The organism is Paenibacillus sp. sgz302191 (genome assembly GCF_057749925.1).
Genome location: NZ_JBYLHY010000003.1, coordinates 194,458 through 211,920 on the forward strand (window position 1 = coordinate 194,458; position 17,463 = coordinate 211,920).

The window sequence follows — 17,463 nt, forward strand, 5'->3', positions numbered from 1 at the left end:
CATTATAATAGTAACTAGATTGATAGATGGGAGAGGACTTATTCTTCATGGAAATTTTACTCGCTTCGCTAGTGATGCTCTGGGGCAATGTAGCAACCGCAAACCCGAATGCCGACTTTGAACAACTGGTTCAGGCTTCTCTTGATGCCAAGAACGCTGTCGTTCAAACCGCGCCGCAGCAAGGAACCGATCCCTTAATTCCCGTCAACAAGCAAGATCCGCAAAAAAACGCGCCGAAAGTAAAAGGCATTTACGCTACCGCTCACAGCGCCGGAGGCAGCCGCCTGAATACGCTCGTCAAATTGTTGGATGACACCGAACTAAATTCTCTCGTCATTGATCTGAAAGATGATTGGGGCTACATAACCTGGGAAACCGGCAATCCCGATCTGGATGCCATGGGCACAACGCAAAAGATTATTCCCGATATGCCGAAGCTGATGGGCACCCTGAACGAACATAACATTTATCCGATCGGACGCATCGTCGTCTTCAAAGACACCTTGCTGGCCAAGAAAAAACCGGAGCTTTCTTTCGTCAATCCTGACGGAACGCTATGGGGCAACGGCAAAAATCCGCCGGACAGCTTTGTCAATCCTTACATGAAAGAAGTATGGGATTACAATATTGCCGTTGCAAAGGAAGCCGTGAAAGCCGGATTTAAAGAAATTCAATTCGATTACGTGCGCTTCCCGGAAGGTTTTGAGAAAAGAGCTGATACTCTCAAGTACACGAAAGATGACCGGCAGCGCATCGAAGCTGTCGCATCCTTTGTCAAGTATGCCAAAGAACAGCTGCAGCCGTTAGGCGTCAGAGTTTCCGTAGACATATTCGGCTATGCGGCTTCCGTTCCCGCAGCGGAAGGCATCGGCCAGGATTTCGAGAAAATTTCGCAAAATGTCGATGTCATCAGCCCGATGATTTATCCAAGCCATTACAGCACCGGCTGGTTCGGAAGCAAGGTTCCGGACGCGGCGCCTTACGCCACCATCAACGGCGCTTCCATCGATACGAACAAGAAGCTGGAAGCTATCGACAAGCTCGGCCTGAAGCCGATCATCCGGCCATGGATTCAGGATTTTACCGCTTCATGGGTTCCGGGCCATATCAAATACGGCAAAAAAGAGGTGGAAGAACAGATTCGCGCCCTTAAAGATAACGGCGTCGATGAATTCCTCCTGTGGAACGCCAATAACAACTACACGCCTGACGTTAATTACTAAACGTCCAATATCAAACACCCTGAACGGCTCGCTAAAGCTTTCAGGGTGTTTTTTGCGCATTATTTCATATTGCCGGGATTCGCGATGCGACGGACGCCTCTCATATAAGGCCTAAGCGCCTCGGGCACATGCAGCGAGCCATCGGCCTGCTGATGATTCTCGATAAGCGGGATCAGAATGCGGGGCGAAGCCACCGCCGTATTGTTGAGCGTATAGGCGTACTGCAACGCGCCGTCGCGATCCCTGTAACGGATGCCACTCCGTCTTGCCTGATAGTCAAACAAGCTGGAGGCCGAATGTGTTTCTCCGTAATGTTGGCGGCTCGGCATCCACGTCTCGATATCGAATTGCTTATAATTTTTTGCCGCCAAATCCCCTGCGCATACGGCCACGATGCGGTAAGGGAGCTCCAGCAGCCGCAGAATTTCTTCCGCGTGCCCGACCAATTGCGCCAACATTTCTTCGGCGGCGTCCAAATCATGTTCGCAGAACACCACCTGCTCCACTTTGGCGAATTGATGAACCCGGTATAAACCGCGGACATCTTTGCCCGCCGAGCCGGCTTCCTTTCGAAAGCAATTGGAAACTGCTGCCAGGCGAATCGGTCCACCGGACAAGTCGATCACTTCCCCCGCAAAATAGGAAATGAGCGGAGCTTCCGAAGTTCCTGCGAGCCATTTATTTTCATCCTTCAGCTCGTACGTCTGATCTTTGCCCGCCGGGAAAAAGCCGGTGCCCACCAGCATCTCCTCGCGAACCATCAACGGAACGTCCATAACCGTGTACCCGCGGTCCACCAAATAATCCAGCGCCAGCTGCTGAACGGCTCTGTGCAAATACAGTCCCATCCCCTTCAAATAATAATTGCGCGTACCGGCCGTCTTTACACCGCGGGGAATATCGAACAGATCCAGTTCCTCACCAAGCCGGACATGATCTTTCGGTTCAAAATCAAAAGCCGGGAGACTGCCGACAACTTTGACGACCGTATTATCCGCATCGGATGCCCCATCCGGCGTATCTGCGGATATGACGTTCGGCGCCGTAAGCAGCCGATCCCGCAGCTCTTGCTCCAGGCTGCCCATTCTCGCCTCATAACCGGCTAAAATTATGTTCAGCTCCTTGACCTGCGCCTTGGCGAGCTCAGCTGGCCCGGTTTGCTTCCCGGCGAGCAAGCCCGCTATGTCGGCCGACAGCTTGTTGCGCCTGGCGCGAAGCTCCTCCACATGGACGAGCAGCTCTCTCCGCTCGTCATCCAGGGCAAGCAAAGGCTTGATCGGGAAGTCCATTCCCCTGCGCTTCGCAGAAGCCGACAATTCCTCCCGATGTTTGCGAATCCATTTCATGTCCGTCATGTACACCGCTCCTTTTCTAAAAAAGACAAAGAACGCTCCTCTCCGATTGGGACGAGGAGCGTTCTGCTCGCGGTGCCACCCAACTTGATGAACAGAATCGCGTTCTGTCATCCGCTTGGTTTCCGCGATAACGGGCGGTACCGGCTTATTTAGAGAACGGCATGAATGCGGCTGCCGTTCCGGTCATGAGCGTCTCCGAGTTGGAAGCTCTTCATTGACATAATGTCGATTTAAAAATGATTAGATTATTATAGCGGAACGCTGCCTTATTTTCAAGCTTGCTGTTGCTTATTAGTCAGTCGTTTATTGGGACAAACGTTGAGCCAACTCGTACAATTCCGTATTAAACTGCCGTTTCGTATTGACTACAAGATCGATGTCCGTCGCTACCAGTTCGCCCTTGATGACGCCGCATGCTTTGGACGAGTCGCCTTCCATCAGCTTACGGACGGCAAAGTCGCCGAGCTGGCTGGCCAAAATGCGGTCGTTATGCGTAGGCGTGCCGCCGCGTTGAATATGACCGAGCACTGTCACGCGCGGTTCGATACCGTTGCGGTCCGTAATTTGCCGGGCGATGCCTTCTCCAGTTCCGGCACCTTCCGCAACGAGGATGATGCTGTGGCGCTTGCCGTGGGAGAAGTTCTCCTTCATCCGGCTCGCCACTTCATCGATGTCGAATGGCACTTCCGGAACGAGAATCGTCTCCGCTCCGCTGGCAAGACCCGCATACAGCGCGATCTCTCCGCAATGACGGCCCATTACCTCGACGACCGAAGAACGCTCGTGGGAAGTCATCGTGTCGCGCAGCTTGTTGATCGCGTCAACAACGATGCTGACAGCCGTATCGAATCCGATCGTGAAATCGGTGAACGGAATGTCGTTGTCAATCGTTCCGGGCAGCCCCATCGTTTTGATGCCGAGCTTGCTGAGCTTGTTCGCTCCTTGATAAGAACCGTCTCCGCCGATGACCACCAGACCGTCGATGCCCCGCTTGCGCAAGTTTTCGGCGCCGACCTGTTGGCCTTCCAGCGTCAAAAACTCCTTGCAGCGGGCCGTTTGCAATATCGTTCCTCCGCGCTGGATAATGTCGCCGACACTGCGCAAATCCATTTTGCGGATGTCATCGTTGATGAGTCCGCTGTACCCGCGCTGGACGGCATATACATCGAGCCCGTGGAACAGTGCGCTCCTGACGACGGCGCGAACGGCCGCATTCATCCCCTGTGAGTCGCCTCCGCTTGTTAATACTGCTATCGATTTTACTGCTGACATTTCTTTTCCTCCTCCGAATTATCCATCTTTCATGATGTCGTTCTTATATACATGCTATTTAGCCAGAAAAATAACCGGGTGAGCGGACTATTTTTCATAAGACGCCTGGATATTTGTTGCACTTGCCGCTGGCTCCTAACCTTCGGATCAGACAAATAGAGGGCAAGCAAGCCCTCAATTATCATACGATGAAATCGCGGATGTTCCAAGCACAAAATTTTATCCCTCGCTTCCTGGGCAATGAACGCAATGCGCTCCACAGTTGCGTCCATCGAAGCGTAATAGCTGCAGAAGTTCAGGTCCCCGCCTGCCAGATCCTCTTCCTGATCGATCAAATAATCGAGCAAAATGTGCAGCCCGCACACATAAGGAAAGTACGCCTCGCGAATATGTACGACCTCTTCCCGCTTCAAGTGAGGCTCGCAGGCAGCCAGAAAAAACATAAATACGCCGAGCGTAGATCCGGTTGCGGCGGCAAATTCGTTCCAGTCCAATTGTCCGTAATCGGCCCGGTGCTTGTCCCACCAGCCCAGCAGCTCGGATTCCCGAAGATCTTTGCGAATATGCTTGTACACCTGCAAATCGCAATACAGCCCGACGAGCAGCCGAATCTGATCGGCGGCGAGCGAATAGGAAGGCAGCAGGCAAATGCACGATTGGCACGTCTTGACCAGTTCGGACAAGTATCCCCCGTCTTCTTTCTCCTTGCGGAAAGCATAGTAGTCGTGAAGCGGCGCCGACGGGTCAATCGCATCCAGCATCGACTGGTGCAGCTGCCGGAAGTCTTGGGGATCGAGCGATGTGCTGCGGTCGCACAAATTGTCCAAATAATCGCTGATCGTCTGGAAAGCGACAATTAAAGGAATTAAAATATGCCGCATCGGCAGGTTGGCTGCAGCGTACACGGCTCCGCCCTGACAGTGAAACCGCTTGGCGGCAATGCTGGCCATAGCTTGAGTACGCAGTTCCTGATCGGGAATTTGCCCGGCGGCTTGCCGCCAAATCGCGAGCTGGCCTTCCACCTCGGGCAAGATGTACCTGTACACCCTGGTCATCAGTTTGAACGGCCCTTGCGGAACTTTCCTCTTATTTCTGTCCAATTGCTTCAAGCAAACTTCCTCCACAAATTTGTTCATAGCCATACTGCAGAAGCAGCTGCATTTCGTAACGCTGGATGTGCCTTAGCCAATCTTCGACAGTCGGGTTCTGCACATGCGCCACCTGAAGCTCGACCGCGTCGGTGAACACATACGGATTCCATACCGGCGACGTAATGAGCACTTCCAGCTTGCTTCGCAGCGCCTCATTTTCCATTTCCGCCAAATCTTTCAAAGCCAGATGATTCCTTACACAATTCGTAAGCTGGGTAAAAATAGGATGATGGCCGGCATCGTTGAACCAGTACTTCGCATTGCTGTAATCGCCTTCCATACGGTGCATCAAGCCGTGCCAGTAGCTTCCGGTAGCGTTCGTAATTTCCTGGGCAATATCGTGCGATTTGTCGAGACTTTCATTCAGCAGATGAAGGCCGGCTTTGATCGCCGGTGCGTATGAATCCTTATCTATGTGTCCTTTGGTAATTTTGTCCAATAATAACGCTTCAATACGCGTATCCAGCTCCGCATCCCACATTTCTGTCGGATAAAGAGATGGGAGATGCTCCAGCAACGGCTTCGCAATCGAGTCCAGCCAATCTTCTTCCGCTTTTTTGCTATGCATGTAAGCTACTCCTTCCTAGAACCAGCCTTGTATGAGAGGAAGTTTGCCAAATCCTGCTTCGCGGAAATGATTGGTAAATATTTCCAATTCCACAAACAAAATAGGCAAACATGAGCTTGGTAAACATAAATCCGCAGATGGGCACGCCCGGGCGATCGTCCGCCGCCATTTTGGCCGTTACAAGTGCACTTTCGTTTCCAGATCCTGATTGACCCTGAACCAGAGGTGCAGATCGTTGATCGTGCTGGCTAGCTCCGCGATCTCCGAATTCAGCCGGCAGGATGCGGGAAAATCGTCTTCCTGATCCAGCTTGTTTTGCTTCACAATAATGACCGCCTCCAGCTTATGGATCCGGTCAGGAATATAACCTCGAATCTGCTCCCATCGAAGCAATATGTGCGAGCGCTCCTCCGGCGTATAGGTCTCCCACTCGCTCTCAAGCGCAGGGATTTCAATACCCAGCCGCTCATCGTATCGAAAAAAGCAATCCATCGTCGGTCAAACCCTCCTTGCAGAAAAACTGGCAGTATATCGCTGTTCACGTTCTTATCTTTAACTGTAACACTTCAAGCTCCCGGCTTCCAGTCAAATTTGTGTGTCAACCGGATTTCATTTTCTGCTATACTAGAATAACGTTTACAAAGGGAACATATGGTTAGGAGAGATCAAAGATGTCAGCTACGTCGCAAAGCAATTCGGTCACATGGAAACAGCTCAGCTTCTTTTTTTTGCCGCTCGGCCTTTCTGCAACGCTCGTTACCCTTTCGCACGTCATCATTAACAGCACGCTGGCAAGAGCCGCCAACCCGGAATTTATCATTGCCAGTTATGCCCTGCCTTTGAGCCTGCTGGGCTTGACGGAAAAGCCCGTCGTACTGCTCAGACAGACCTGCTCGGCCCTGGTGCGCGACAGAGTCTCGTTCCGCGCCATGAGTGCGGTGAGCGCGTACGTATTTGCCGGCATCCTTATAATCGGATTGTTCATTTGCTACACACCTATTGGGGAATGGGTGTTTCTTTATTTATTCGGGGTCGAAAACGAATTGCTCGGGCCTATCATCAGCGTGTACCGGATTTTGATGTATGTGAGCATTTTCTCCGGCTTGCGCTGCTTGTTTCACGGCATCATCATTTTCAATATGCGGACCAAATGGCTGACGATCGGAATGGGGGTCAGACTGCTTGCCATGTACTTGCTGTCGCTGTATTTTATCGCCACCGATCAAGTGACCAGCGGCCGGGTCGGCGCCATCATTTTCCTCGTCGGCATGATGATCGAAGCGGCGGTCAGCATCTGGGAAGGCGGCTCCCTCCTGAAAAAAGTAATACCCGAGAAGGCGCCGCAGCATCAAATCGAAACGAAGAAGCAAATTTTCGGCTTCTATAGACCGCTCTTGTATTCATCATGCATCGCCGTCATTATCGGCCCCGCCATCAATGCGATGCTGGGGAAAACGACTCATATTCATTTGGCTATCGCCTCGTTCGCCATTGCAAGCAGTCTGTGCCAGCTTGTAATGAGCTTTTTTTCTTATATCCATCAAATTGTGTTGAACTTTTACCGAAAAGATCCGGCAACCGTTTTTCAGTTTTCGCTCGTGCTCAGCTTTATACCCGCTTCGTTAATTGCCGTGCTTGGCTACACGCCTCTCGGGCCTTGGTTTATGACCCATATCATGGGGGTTAACGCCGAGCTGATGGAGGCAAGCCTTAGCGCGCTGCGCGTTTTTATGATCATGACGCTCGTATTTCCCTGGCTGGATTACGGGAACGGGATTATTATGCTGAGGGGGCAGACGAAAGTTATGGTCGCCTCCCAATCCGCCAACGCAATCATTACCGTGCTGACCTTGATCGCGGCGGTATTGTTCACTCCGGAGTGGAACGGCGTGATCGGCGCTTTGGCGCAGTCCGTCGGCATGCTGGCGGAGCTTGCGGTCGTTTTGTACATGCTCAAGAAAACGGCTCCCGGCGATACGCCCTTGGGCAAAAAAAATATTTTAACGAAATCGAGTGATTTGCGTCTATGATTACGTCTATGTCTATGAAGTCCAATAATTTACTGTTAAAATTGTTCACGTTTTCCTTCTTTATGACGATGGGGATTGTCGTCACGTTTTTTCCGCTGTACTTCGATTATAAAGGCTACAGCAAAATCCAGATCGGCGTGCTCTATTCGATCGGCCCGATGATCGGCATCGCAGCCAACCTGCTGTGGGGATTCGTGAGCGACAAGTATCAAACCGTCAAGAAAATCATGATCATTCTGATCGTCGGACAACTTCTCGCCTCCGTATTCGTCTTCACTTCGGAATGGTTCGCGCTGTTGTACGTATGCCTGGCCTTGTTTTTCTTTTTCCAGCAGCCTGTGAACTCTCTCAACGACAGCCAGTTGATGCTTCACGTTCAAACGAGCGGGGCAAGCTATGCTTCGTTTCGGATATGGGGGTCGATCGGGTTTGCTTTTGCCGCGTGCTTTTTCGGTTTGCTGCTGAAAACTTACGGTTCGGGCCTGATGCCTGCGCTCTGCGTAATGACGATCATCGCTTCTCTCGTACTTGCCATCCTGCTCAAAGATGTCCGGAGAAACGGCAAAAAGATGGAGTTCGGCGGGATGGTCCGCATCATCCGTTCGCGAAGATTCGTCTGGTTCCTGACGCTCATTGTCGTGATGTCGGTCGCGCATCGCTTTAACGACGGATTTTTGGCGCTGTATATGCGGCAGCTCGGAGCTTCCGATTCGATTATCGGCTATGCATGGACGGCGTCGGCGCTGAGCGAAATTCCCGTTTTCTTCTTTCTCAGCAAGCACGGGCACAGGTTCAAGGAACTGCCACTGCTCGCTTTCGCGGGCATCGTGTATACGATTCGCTTCCTGATGATGGGCTTTGTGCACAATCCGACATGGATTATCGGCATACAGGTGCTTCACAGCCTGACATTCGGCATTTTTCTGTTTACGGCCATCCGCTACTTGCAGCAAATAATCCCAGACGAATACCGCGCTTCCGGCCAGGCGATCTTTGCAACTTCATGGTCGAGTGTCGCAGGGATCATCAGCGGAACGTTCGGCGGCTGGATATTCGGGCAATGGGGCGGAAGCACCCTTTATATCGCGGGAGCGTGCATGTCGTTTTTGGCGGGAATCGGATTTCTGGGCACGCATTTGCTGCAAAACGACAACATCCCCTCTGACGGTAACATGGCTTCGCAGTAAGTGCCGGGGCCGGATTCGTCCGGCATCCAATCACGTAGGAGGTTGATCAAGTGTTAGCCGTTGAACGGTTGTCTCACAGCTTTCGGACCGGTATGGAGGAAACGGCGGTTCTTCACGAGCTTAACTTTCGGGTGCAAAAAGGGGAAATGGTTGCGCTTCTCGGCAGTTCGGGCTCGGGCAAATCGACGCTGCTGAATCTCATGGCAGGGCTGATGAAACCGACCAAAGGAAGCATTCTCATAGCCGGACAAGCGATTGAGCGAATGAACGAAAACCGCTTGGCGGAATTCCGCAGAACTCATATCGGTTTTATTTTCCAATCTTATGAATTAATTCCGCATTTAACCGTGAGAGAAAATGTCGAGCTTCCGCTTGTCTTTCAAAGCTTCGCGCCCAAGGCCAGAAAAGAAAGAGCGATGGAACTGCTGCATCACGTCGGCATCGGCGACAAATCCGAGCTGTTCCCTTCGCAGTTGTCCGGCGGCCAGCAGCAGCGCGTCAGTATCGCCCGGTCGCTTATTACGAGTCCGGCGATCGTATTTGCGGACGAGCCTACCGGCAATCTGGATACGAAGACGGAGACGGAAATCATCGATCTGCTGATCCGCTTAAACCGGGATTCGGGCATCACTTTCGTCATCGTCACGCACGAGCACGAGGTCGCCAGCCGGACGCAGCGCATTTTGCAGCTCCGCGACGGGTATATGATTGAGGACGGTCAGGACGGTGCGGACGGATGAAAATGAAAGATTATGTTCGTCTCGGCTGGGATCAGTTGCAGCGGCGCAAGGTAGTTACCGCCCTGTGCGCGGTCGGCATCGCGATCGGGTCCTCGTCCATTATGGTCGCCCTCGCTTTCGGCGAGTCAATCCAGCATTACAGCCAGAAACAGATGAGCTATTATTTGAAAACGGACGAAATTACGGTTACCGACCAGTCCGACGATCCGAACAGCCCGGCCAAAATTACGAAAGCGAAGCTCGATCTGATCCGCACGTTTCCGCATGTAAAATCGGTGGCAAGCTTTCAGGACTTGCAGCAGTTTCAATTTACGGTCGATGACGGCAAGCAGGGCTGGAATCTGACAATCGTCGCTACGGAGCTCGATACGCTGCAAGATTTTGACGCCAAGTTTCAACAGGGCGGCGTGTCCGACCGCGATAACGGCATCATCCTGGGCTACAGCGCCACGCTTGGCGTTTTGGATGAAAAAGCGCAAAAAGCCCGCGCTAAGCTTTTGCAGCAAAATCCTTCGCAGGAAACGTTCGATACAATAAGAAAAATGGAGACTATTCCGTACCCGCTTTATCAAAAGCAAATCGTCATCAAAAATACGAATTTCCAAAACGACAGCCAGGGCAATACGGGAGCGGCCGCCAAACCTGCCGTCGAAATACCATTGCGCGTAGCCGGGGTGCTGAAAAAACCGGAAGGGCTGCCCGATTACATGCTGTTAGGCGAAAAGTTGGCCTATGTTTCGCCTGAAATGGGCCGCAAAATTTTGCAGATGACCGGAAAAACTTCCGTGAGCAACGCTTACTCCTATTCCAAGGTTAAGGTAAAAGTCGACAGCAGCTCCAATGTCAAAGAAGTGGAAGATCTGATCAAGAAGCTGCGCCTGCAAACCCAATCCAATTTGTACCAGGAAGACCGCATGAAGGGCCAATTCGCGATCATCCGGCTGCTTTTGACCGGTGTCGGCTTATTTGTGCTGCTGGTAGCCTCCATTTCCATCGTTGTCGCCATGACAATGTCTACGCACCAGCGACGCCGTCAGATCGGCATCATGAAAGTGCTCGGAGCAAACTTAAAGCAGATCCGCAACATGTTCATCGTGGAGTCGTCTCTGCTCGGCATGCTTGGGGGCACGGTCGGCATCGTGCTGTCGTACTGGGTCATCTGGGGGATCAATCTGATCATAATCAGATTCCAGAGCGGCGGATCGCCCGAACAGGCGGAAATTTTGTTTATCAATTTTTGGATTTTGCCTGTGGGGATGTTTTTCGCCATTTTGACCGGGGTTCTTTCCGGGTTGTACCCTGCCGTTAAGGCGTCGCGGACCGATGCTTTGACTGCGATTAAACGAGAATAGGAAAATAGGAGAATGACCGCAATGAAAAAAAAGAAAATCGGCGCGCTGATCGTCGCCGCCGTCGTGATCTGCGGGATCAGCGGCTTTTTATACATATCCAGCCATCCCGGATCGGCGCCAAACGGCGGAGCCGGCCAGGCCGCTGCCGGCACTCAGCTGCAATTCAAGGTGACTAAAGAAGATTTGAGCAACAGCATCGAAGTAAAAGGGAAATCTTCTTACCAGAAAGAAACCCGAATCTACGCGCCTTTTACCGGCGAAATTAAAACCTGGAACGTATCGGAGGGATCGCAGATAAAAAAGGGCGAGCAAATGTTCGAGCTTGACGCGACGCCGCTCCTGAGCGAAATTTCCTCTCTGCAATCGAGCATCAAAAAACAGCAGCTGGAGTCGGAGCTCGCCAACTTCAAAGCTTCCGGCGACCCGGCTTCCGCAGCTTCTACGGTCAGCGAGGCTGAAGCCAGACAGCGCTACGCCGACGCCGAAAGCCTCAAAATACAAAACCGGCTTAACGCGGTAAGCACGGAATCGGCGCAGCTTCAACTGAACAAAAAGCTGGAGAAAGTGAAGCAGGCGGCATTCATGGCCCCGGAAGACGGCATTTTCCTGTTCGACGATTCGGCCAAAATCCCGCAGTCGGTCGAGGAAAGCGTCCGCATCGGCAAAATCGTCGACATCACCAAGCTGCAGCTTGTGAGCACGATCGGCGAGTTTGATGTGTTTCGCATTAAACCCGGCATGCCGGTTCAAGTGAAAGTCGACGCGTTGAAGCAGACGAAGCTGCAAGGAAAAGTGGAAAAAGTGTCCAAGTTCGCCAAATCCGGAACCGATCAAGGCACAGGTTCGGCGCAGTTCGAAGTCACGATTTCGCTGGAGCCTCACGATCAGTTGATCGCCGGGCTCAGTTTGTCAGGCACGATTGAAACCGAGAAAAAGCTCGGCGCTATCGTAGTACCGACGCTGGCCATCCAGCAGGAAAAAGATACATACTACGTCATGCTGCAAACTGCGCAAGGAATCGAACGGCGCGACATCGCGATCGGCATGGAGACGCCGGAGAAGACGGAAGTTCTGCAAGGGCTTGGCGAAGGCGACACGGTTGTGCTCCAGTAGCTGCTGCCTTATAATAAGATATAGTCTTAGTACCAAGTAATAAAATTCAAAGGCGGTTGCACTTTTTATGAGCTATGATGATTTCAAGAAAATTGTTGTGGAAAGACGGAGCATTCGGAACTTTACCGACCAGGAGGTCGCTGTCTCCGATATCCGGGAAATAATTGACTGCGCGCGCTTTGCGCCGAGCGATACGAATTCGCAGACATGGAAATTCATTGCGATTCGCAATAAAGAAAAGATCAAACATATCGAGCAGCTCACTTGGGACCAGCTGCATCTCAAAGCGGCGGAAGCCGAGCAAAAAGGACTGAGCCGCGAAGCCCGGATGCTGGTCAGATCTTTCGGCCCTTACGCTACGGCGTTTGCCGACGCGCCTGTTCTTATTATTTGCCTTGCCACGCCGTATGCGTCCAAGTTTCGCGACAAAATTTTCGATCCGATCGCATTGGTCGGCGAAGAAGTGTGGGCTGAGGAAGGCATCAAAAGCTCCTGCCTCGCTGCCCAGAATATCATGCTGGCCGCTCATGCCAAAGGGCTCGCTACATGCCCGATGACCGGGCCGGTACTGCTCGCACAGGAGCAGCTTCATACTTATTTGGATATTCCGCAGGAATTCCAAATCAACATGGTCATTTCGCTCGGCTACCCCAAAGAGCAGCCAGGCAAAATGCCGCGAAAAGAAGTCGACGAGATTTTGCAAATCATCGACTAAGCCGATCCGGCTTCAGCGTCGACAGCATGAAAAACGCGAACGGGGAGCTTCACCGCATTGTGCGAGTGAAGCTCCCTGTTTGCGGTGCGGCGCTGTTTGACGGCGGTCGGTCGACCACACGGCATGCGGACCCTTGTTTCGCACCGAGTGTGTGCGTGAAGCTCCCCGTACGCGACGCGCTGCTGCATGACGGCGGTCGGTCGACCACACGGTATGCGGACCCTTGTTTCGCACCGTGTGTGCGTGAAGCTCCCCGTACGCGGCTCGCTGCTGCATGACGGCGGTCGGTCTCGAGCACATAACACGTACTTGAGGCAGCACATCCGCTTGACCATGCGTAGAAAACCTGCACACCCACTCTTCCCCAGCCAACGCCTTTCCTGCACGGTGCGTAGCTGATGTGGGGGGACACAAGGCGACTTGGTAGCGAGAAAGCCTGCAAAAGTGCAGGCTTTTTCCTTAAAAAGGGTTCATTTTCATCGAAAATTCCTGCAATTGTGCAGGAATTTTCGATGAAAATGAACCTAAGCCCCAGTCCACGGCGAAAAGCCTGCACAATTGCAGGAATTTTTCGTGGCCAGCGTAACAGCCGAGAAAAAAACTGTACTTTTGCAGGTTTTCCTCGCGCAACCTGTGCAACCAGCTCTGGATTGTGGCCGTTGGGGATTCTGGGCAGCCTGCACAATCGCAGGCTTTTCCGCCAAACGGATCGCTCATACGAAAACCTGCGCTTTCGCTCACTTTGCAGGTTTTTCGTCTATCTGAACCGCTTATTTTATGGCCCCTACTTCAAAGTAAAGTCCTCCTACCGGCTAACCGAACAGAGTGTCCTGCGATTTTCTCAACACTCTGATTGCAAAACGCCGTTCTGCCACGCTACGGTTTCTTCCCCAAGCCGGATGACAATGGATTCACTTCCGTTCAGCAGGTGAACCGTCACTTCTTTGCCCGCTTGATCCACTTGACAAGCCTGAAGCTTGACGGCTCGTTCCTCCTCGCCCTCCGCCGCCGGGATGAATACGGCCGCTATCGCCAAATCTCTCTTCATCGTCCCATTGAAGGAAAGTACTGTCGAGCTTGTTTTGGAACCGTAACATTCGGAAATCCACCCCTCCTCGGCGCAAGCAGCAAAACCGGCTCCCTGCGAGCCGCCGGCGGCCGCTGCAGTCCAGCCGATTTGCAGGCGCGCTTTGGACAGCGTGTCCGTAATTTCGGCGCTGTTGGCGTCGTCCCCGATGTGCAGGCGCGCTTCGGGATGAAGCTGGAACCTCTGCTCGATACGGTGCTCGCCCTCGCCTTCCAGCCAATCGACGACGATCAGCACGTCCGATCGTTTGCCTAGCAGCAGCCATCTGCGGTGGCGAACCGGCGCCGCCAAACGCTCGTACCCGTTATGCGAAGCATCGATCAAATGATAATGCTCCGTCTCCGCCCAACGATGCAGCATCGGCTCTGCCGCAGGGCTTCCCCATTGCTGCGTGGCCAGATAAGGCGTTTGGTCCTCACCGTCCACCGTCACCGTATTATGAGCCCTCGTGCTTTTGAAATAATGCCGCCAATAACCTTCTTCATACGTATAGCGCCCCGGATCGACGAACCAGAGACACTGCTTCCACATCCATTCAAAAGCAAGCACATCGGCATGACCGTGTGCGCCACCCATGGAAGCCGCGTCGAAAAACAAGTAGTTCCGCTCGTTTTTCATCACATAGTAACCTGTCTCGGGAAACGCCTTCGATTCCGTACCGGGTGCCGAATGGGCGAACTTTTGCTCAAGCTCCGTAAACTTGTCGGCCCCGATCAACCAAAGCAGTTCCTCGCCGCACCGTCCCATCCGGATGAACCGTTCCTCCTCAAGCAGTACGCCCAGAAACCCAAGTTCCTCCGCCGCATAACCGATCCAGTCCGAATCCCCTGCAGCTGTAGAAGCCAAATCAGGGCGTATGAGTGCTTCGGTAAAATCCCCCATTTTGCCCAGCTTTTCTGCATACCATTCACTTACCGGGTAACCCGTGCGCTGCGCCAGCAAAAAAGGCGTGCCCAGCATGCTGATGCTGCCGTTATGATAATGCGTGGTCAGCTCCTTCTGAATCCCGTCGTTGCCGAATTGATGAAGGATGCACAGCTCAAGCCGCTCCATCGCAATTTGCCGCCAGGACGGGGCATCCGGATGCTCATGGCAAAACGTTCCGATCATGAACAAGCCCTGCATATGCATCGTCGCATGATTGATCTCCGTGCTGCCCCAATAACGGGTCAAATAAGCGGCATGCTCGCTTAACCCCTGTTGCAGCTCGTCCCGAAAATCTTGGGTCATCGCTTCGCTGCCCTCCATCAGCTTGGCGGCCCAAATCCAGGACTGCACGCGAAGCCCCACCTCCAAAAGCCTCCACGGCCCAGGCTGCTGAAAATAAGTCGCCACCTCATAGCTTAATCCTGCGGGAACCGGATTTTGCTTGCGCCAAGAGCGGATATGTCTCATAAATGTACGGACATACCGCTCATCGCCGGTCAGCAAGTAGGCGATCCCCAACTTTTTCATATACCAATGGCGATTGAGCTCCCATGTGAACTCAAGATCCGCCGTAGGATTGTGCAGCCAATCTACGGGATCGCCCATATCGACAAAACGATCCGCCACCATGGTGAACGGCACCTTAAAGCGGTTGCGGCAAGCTTCTTCCGCATACTCCAGCGTTTCGGCCGCAAGCAGCGGAAATCGGGTTCCATACAACTCCGCTGCAGCCTGCAGCTCTTCTAAAGTCAAATAAAAATTTCTCATGCCGCTCTCCATCCTCTTCCGGAAAATTGGTCAGGCCAAAGTACAAGTTCATCCAAAATATTACAATCCATGGGCCATCCGCTTGTCCGGATAGCTTGATTTTCATTATAAAGGAATGAATGGAACAGGCAGGAGCGGCAATCCGATTTTTCAGGATGGGTTATTCGGCTTAATTATGCCATACGGGCGCAAACGAAAAGAACCGCCAGAGAACACTCTGACGGCTCAAAAAAGACAGCCCCGGGAAAACCCGAGAACTGTCTTTATTGTTTGTGCTATGACACTATTTATAAGTGGGATACCCCATTAATCTTATAATTTGGTGACGTTAGCTGCTTGAGGACCACGGTTTCCTTGAGTAATATCGAACTCAACTTCTTGGCCTTCTTCTAAAGTTTTGAATCCTTCGCCTTGGATAGCGGAGAAATGTACGAATACATCGTCTCCACCGTCAACTTGAATGAATCCGTAGCCTTTTTCTGCGTTGAACCATTTTACTGTACCTTTCAAGTGAACAACCTCCTAAAAATATCGCCATCTGTGACGAATACCATAATTATATCACCATCGGTTTTATAAATCAACTTGCAAACCGAGTCTGATCCAACAAAAATGTTTGTTTTATCTACAGTTTGTACTTATACGGCCGCAGGTTTGACGATCGACAAAAGGTGCGTTGAATTCGGTAAAAAGGGAAGGTAAGACGGCTTTCGCCGGACATCGCACCCTGCTTGCGCAAGCTCCGCCATGAGTTCTTCCATCCTGCCGTATTCTTTGGTCTGAAAATTCAACAGCGGATAAATGCGCACTTCGCCTCCGGGCTTGCACACGCGAACCAGCTCTTTGACCGCGGCTAGGTGAAACGCGAAATCGAACTGCGCTTCATACAAAAATAAAAAATGGCTGCACAGCACAAGATCGAATGCCCCGTCCTCAAAAGGAAGCTGCGGCAGCATTGCCGCGCGATACTTGGCTCTGGCTGCCGGATCCGCGTAGTCGGCGAGAAAAAGCTCAAGCGCTTTCTCCCGGATTGCCTTATGCTTTTCAACAGACCCGTAATAGTCCCAGTTGTAAACGTCAATGAGCTTTGCCATTTTGGCCGCAACCGTGTGAACTTCATCTCTTCCGACAGCTGCGATCGCTTCAAGGGGCTCGGCGTACATGGGATCTGCCGCTTCCGACAAAATTCCCAGCCCCCCGGACTCCGCAGTAAATGACGAAGCCCCTCCGGACACATCCAGGACGCGTTTGCCCCGCAACTGCTCCGTTTCCAAGCCGAACATCTTCTCGTACTCCGCGTACGAGCGCGAGGTCACAGCAACCCCTGTCTGCTCATAATAATTGCGCTCTTGCATATTCATCTCTCCTCTGCTCTGCTCAACTCAACTCATCTCGACTGACTGCTCCACTCCTCCCTCTATGGAAGGGCTTGGAAGGATTTTATCATCCTTTCCGCGCTCTTGCAAGCCGCAATTCTTGATTTCGCAACCGCCTTAAGGTATGATGGCATCAACTTATACGATTAGGGAGCAGGGTCATGATAAAAAAACATACGATATACAAGAAAGATAAATGGAACATGATGAATGTCGAAGTTCAAGGGACCAAAATCGTCCTCACGGAAATTTCCGATCAATGGGGGGAAGAATGCCATACCTTTATCGGCAGACCCGCCATGATGCATTGGGCCAAAGAACGGTTTGCGAAAGAGCGGTTTGACGGTACGGAGGAAGAATGGGACGCTATCATGAAGGCGTTTGAGGAAGTGTAACTGTCCGGGCCGATTCCTTTTACGGAAAAAAATGCCTTGACTTCAGGCTTGTCTTCCTTTTATAATGAGCGTATAAATTCATAGTTTCCACTCCAAAGGGGAGTAGCTGCTACAGTAAAGTCGTCAATTCGGGTTCTCATCAAACCCCGGCTTTATTGGCAACGTTCACGTTGTTAGCAAGACCTTTGCCATTTATCTGGTAAA

The 17,463-nt window shown here is 52.1% G+C and carries 17 protein-coding genes; 8 read left to right on the forward strand and 9 right to left on the reverse strand.

Annotation, left to right across the window (positions count from 1 at the left end):
• Positions 1-47 precede the first annotated feature (47 nt).
• Positions 48-1,223, forward strand: coding sequence for a putative glycoside hydrolase (locus tag AC3G2T_RS05750; RefSeq protein ID WP_488434834.1), 1,176 nt, complete (start codon positions 48-50; stop codon positions 1,221-1,223).
• A gap of 59 nt (positions 1,224-1,282) precedes the next feature.
• Here AC3G2T_RS05750 and serS read toward each other — a convergent pair whose 3' ends face one another.
• The 5 genes from serS to AC3G2T_RS05775 form a co-directional block, all read right to left on the reverse strand.
• Entirely contained in the window at positions 1,283-2,578 is a 1,296-nt protein-coding gene (gene serS, locus AC3G2T_RS05755) for a serine--tRNA ligase (protein WP_488434835.1), read from the reverse strand.
• Positions 2,579-2,881: 303 nt separating this feature from the next.
• On the reverse strand, positions 2,882-3,850 hold the full coding sequence (pfkA, locus tag AC3G2T_RS05760; protein WP_474679448.1) for a 6-phosphofructokinase: 969 nt from the start codon (positions 3,848-3,850) through the stop codon (positions 2,882-2,884).
• 29 nt (positions 3,851-3,879) lie between these two features.
• The gene (locus tag AC3G2T_RS05765; RefSeq protein WP_474679843.1) at positions 3,880-4,905 is read right to left on the reverse strand and encodes a tetraprenyl-beta-curcumene synthase family protein; all 1,026 of its coding nucleotides are present in this window, start codon (positions 4,903-4,905) and stop codon (positions 3,880-3,882) included.
• Between the two features lie 31 nt (positions 4,906-4,936).
• Positions 4,937-5,569 (reverse strand): hypothetical protein, encoded by a 633-nt coding sequence (locus tag AC3G2T_RS05770; protein WP_474679449.1) that lies wholly within the window; start codon positions 5,567-5,569, stop codon positions 4,937-4,939.
• A 177-nt stretch (positions 5,570-5,746) separates the two neighbouring features.
• Positions 5,747-6,061 (reverse strand): hypothetical protein, encoded by a 315-nt coding sequence (locus AC3G2T_RS05775; RefSeq protein WP_474679450.1) that lies wholly within the window; start codon positions 6,059-6,061, stop codon positions 5,747-5,749.
• 179 nt (positions 6,062-6,240) lie between these two features.
• Between AC3G2T_RS05775 and AC3G2T_RS05780 the strand changes: the two genes are divergently transcribed.
• From AC3G2T_RS05780 to AC3G2T_RS05805, 6 genes are all read left to right on the forward strand, one after another.
• Complete coding sequence (locus AC3G2T_RS05780; RefSeq protein WP_474679451.1) at positions 6,241-7,599, forward strand: multi antimicrobial extrusion protein MatE; 1,359 nt, start codon at positions 6,241-6,243, stop codon at positions 7,597-7,599.
• Positions 7,596-8,786, forward strand: a complete 1,191-nt coding sequence (locus AC3G2T_RS05785) for an MFS transporter (protein WP_488434836.1) — start codon at positions 7,596-7,598, stop codon at positions 8,784-8,786. Before AC3G2T_RS05780 ends, AC3G2T_RS05785 begins: the two co-directional genes overlap by 4 nt.
• A gap of 50 nt (positions 8,787-8,836) precedes the next feature.
• A complete protein-coding gene (locus AC3G2T_RS05790; RefSeq protein WP_474679453.1) occupies positions 8,837-9,526 on the forward strand; it encodes an ABC transporter ATP-binding protein in 690 nt (229 codons plus the stop codon).
• Entirely contained in the window at positions 9,523-10,878 is a 1,356-nt protein-coding gene (locus tag AC3G2T_RS05795) for an ABC transporter permease (RefSeq protein WP_488434837.1), read from the forward strand. Before AC3G2T_RS05790 ends, AC3G2T_RS05795 begins: the two co-directional genes overlap by 4 nt.
• A gap of 21 nt (positions 10,879-10,899) precedes the next feature.
• A complete protein-coding gene (locus tag AC3G2T_RS05800; RefSeq protein ID WP_474679455.1) occupies positions 10,900-11,991 on the forward strand; it encodes an efflux RND transporter periplasmic adaptor subunit in 1,092 nt (363 codons plus the stop codon).
• Between the two features lie 67 nt (positions 11,992-12,058).
• Positions 12,059-12,706: a nitroreductase family protein gene (locus AC3G2T_RS05805; RefSeq protein WP_488434838.1), complete on the forward strand. Its 648-nt coding sequence runs from the start codon at positions 12,059-12,061 to the stop codon at positions 12,704-12,706.
• Positions 12,707-13,165: 459 nt separating this feature from the next.
• Here AC3G2T_RS05805 and AC3G2T_RS05810 read toward each other — a convergent pair whose 3' ends face one another.
• From AC3G2T_RS05810 to AC3G2T_RS05825, 4 genes are all read right to left on the reverse strand, one after another.
• Entirely contained in the window at positions 13,166-13,423 is a 258-nt protein-coding gene (locus AC3G2T_RS05810) for a hypothetical protein (protein ID WP_488434839.1), read from the reverse strand.
• Positions 13,424-13,547: 124 nt separating this feature from the next.
• Positions 13,548-15,488 carry an alginate lyase family protein gene (locus tag AC3G2T_RS05815; RefSeq protein WP_488434840.1) on the reverse strand — a complete coding sequence of 647 codons (1,941 nt, stop codon included), beginning with the start codon at positions 15,486-15,488 and terminating at the stop codon, positions 13,548-13,550.
• A 312-nt stretch (positions 15,489-15,800) separates the two neighbouring features.
• Positions 15,801-15,998, reverse strand: a complete 198-nt coding sequence (locus tag AC3G2T_RS05820; RefSeq protein WP_188174947.1) for a cold shock domain-containing protein — start codon at positions 15,996-15,998, stop codon at positions 15,801-15,803.
• A gap of 128 nt (positions 15,999-16,126) precedes the next feature.
• Positions 16,127-16,843 carry a class I SAM-dependent methyltransferase gene (locus AC3G2T_RS05825; RefSeq protein ID WP_488434841.1) on the reverse strand — a complete coding sequence of 239 codons (717 nt, stop codon included), beginning with the start codon at positions 16,841-16,843 and terminating at the stop codon, positions 16,127-16,129.
• 182 nt (positions 16,844-17,025) lie between these two features.
• Here AC3G2T_RS05825 and AC3G2T_RS05830 point away from each other — a divergent pair, with 182 nt between their 5' ends.
• The gene (locus AC3G2T_RS05830; protein ID WP_474679459.1) at positions 17,026-17,259 is read left to right on the forward strand and encodes a hypothetical protein; all 234 of its coding nucleotides are present in this window, start codon (positions 17,026-17,028) and stop codon (positions 17,257-17,259) included.
• Positions 17,260-17,463: the final 204 nt, after the last annotated feature.

Coding starts and splice junctions, on each gene's coding strand:
- AC3G2T_RS05750 (WP_488434834.1), top strand. CDS start 48: ATGGAAATTTTACTCGCTTCGCTAGTGATGCTCTGGGGCAATGTAGCA.
- serS (WP_488434835.1), bottom strand. CDS start 2,578: ATGACGGACATGAAATGGATTCGCAAACATCGGGAGGAATTGTCGGCT.
- pfkA (WP_474679448.1), bottom strand. CDS start 3,850: ATGTCAGCAGTAAAATCGATAGCAGTATTAACAAGCGGAGGCGACTCA.
- AC3G2T_RS05765 (WP_474679843.1), bottom strand. CDS start 4,905: ATGACCAGGGTGTACAGGTACATCTTGCCCGAGGTGGAAGGCCAGCTC.
- AC3G2T_RS05770 (WP_474679449.1), bottom strand. CDS start 5,569: ATGCATAGCAAAAAAGCGGAAGAAGATTGGCTGGACTCGATTGCGAAG.
- AC3G2T_RS05775 (WP_474679450.1), bottom strand. CDS start 6,061: ATGGATTGCTTTTTTCGATACGATGAGCGGCTGGGTATTGAAATCCCT.
- AC3G2T_RS05780 (WP_474679451.1), top strand. CDS start 6,241: ATGTCAGCTACGTCGCAAAGCAATTCGGTCACATGGAAACAGCTCAGC.
- AC3G2T_RS05785 (WP_488434836.1), top strand. CDS start 7,596: ATGATTACGTCTATGTCTATGAAGTCCAATAATTTACTGTTAAAATTG.
- AC3G2T_RS05795 (WP_488434837.1), top strand. CDS start 9,523: ATGAAAATGAAAGATTATGTTCGTCTCGGCTGGGATCAGTTGCAGCGG.
- AC3G2T_RS05800 (WP_474679455.1), top strand. CDS start 10,900: ATGAAAAAAAAGAAAATCGGCGCGCTGATCGTCGCCGCCGTCGTGATC.
- AC3G2T_RS05805 (WP_488434838.1), top strand. CDS start 12,059: ATGAGCTATGATGATTTCAAGAAAATTGTTGTGGAAAGACGGAGCATT.
- AC3G2T_RS05810 (WP_488434839.1), bottom strand. CDS start 13,423: ATGAGCGATCCGTTTGGCGGAAAAGCCTGCGATTGTGCAGGCTGCCCA.
- AC3G2T_RS05815 (WP_488434840.1), bottom strand. CDS start 15,488: ATGAGAAATTTTTATTTGACTTTAGAAGAGCTGCAGGCTGCAGCGGAG.
- AC3G2T_RS05825 (WP_488434841.1), bottom strand. CDS start 16,843: ATGCAAGAGCGCAATTATTATGAGCAGACAGGGGTTGCTGTGACCTCG.
- AC3G2T_RS05830 (WP_474679459.1), top strand. CDS start 17,026: ATGATAAAAAAACATACGATATACAAGAAAGATAAATGGAACATGATG.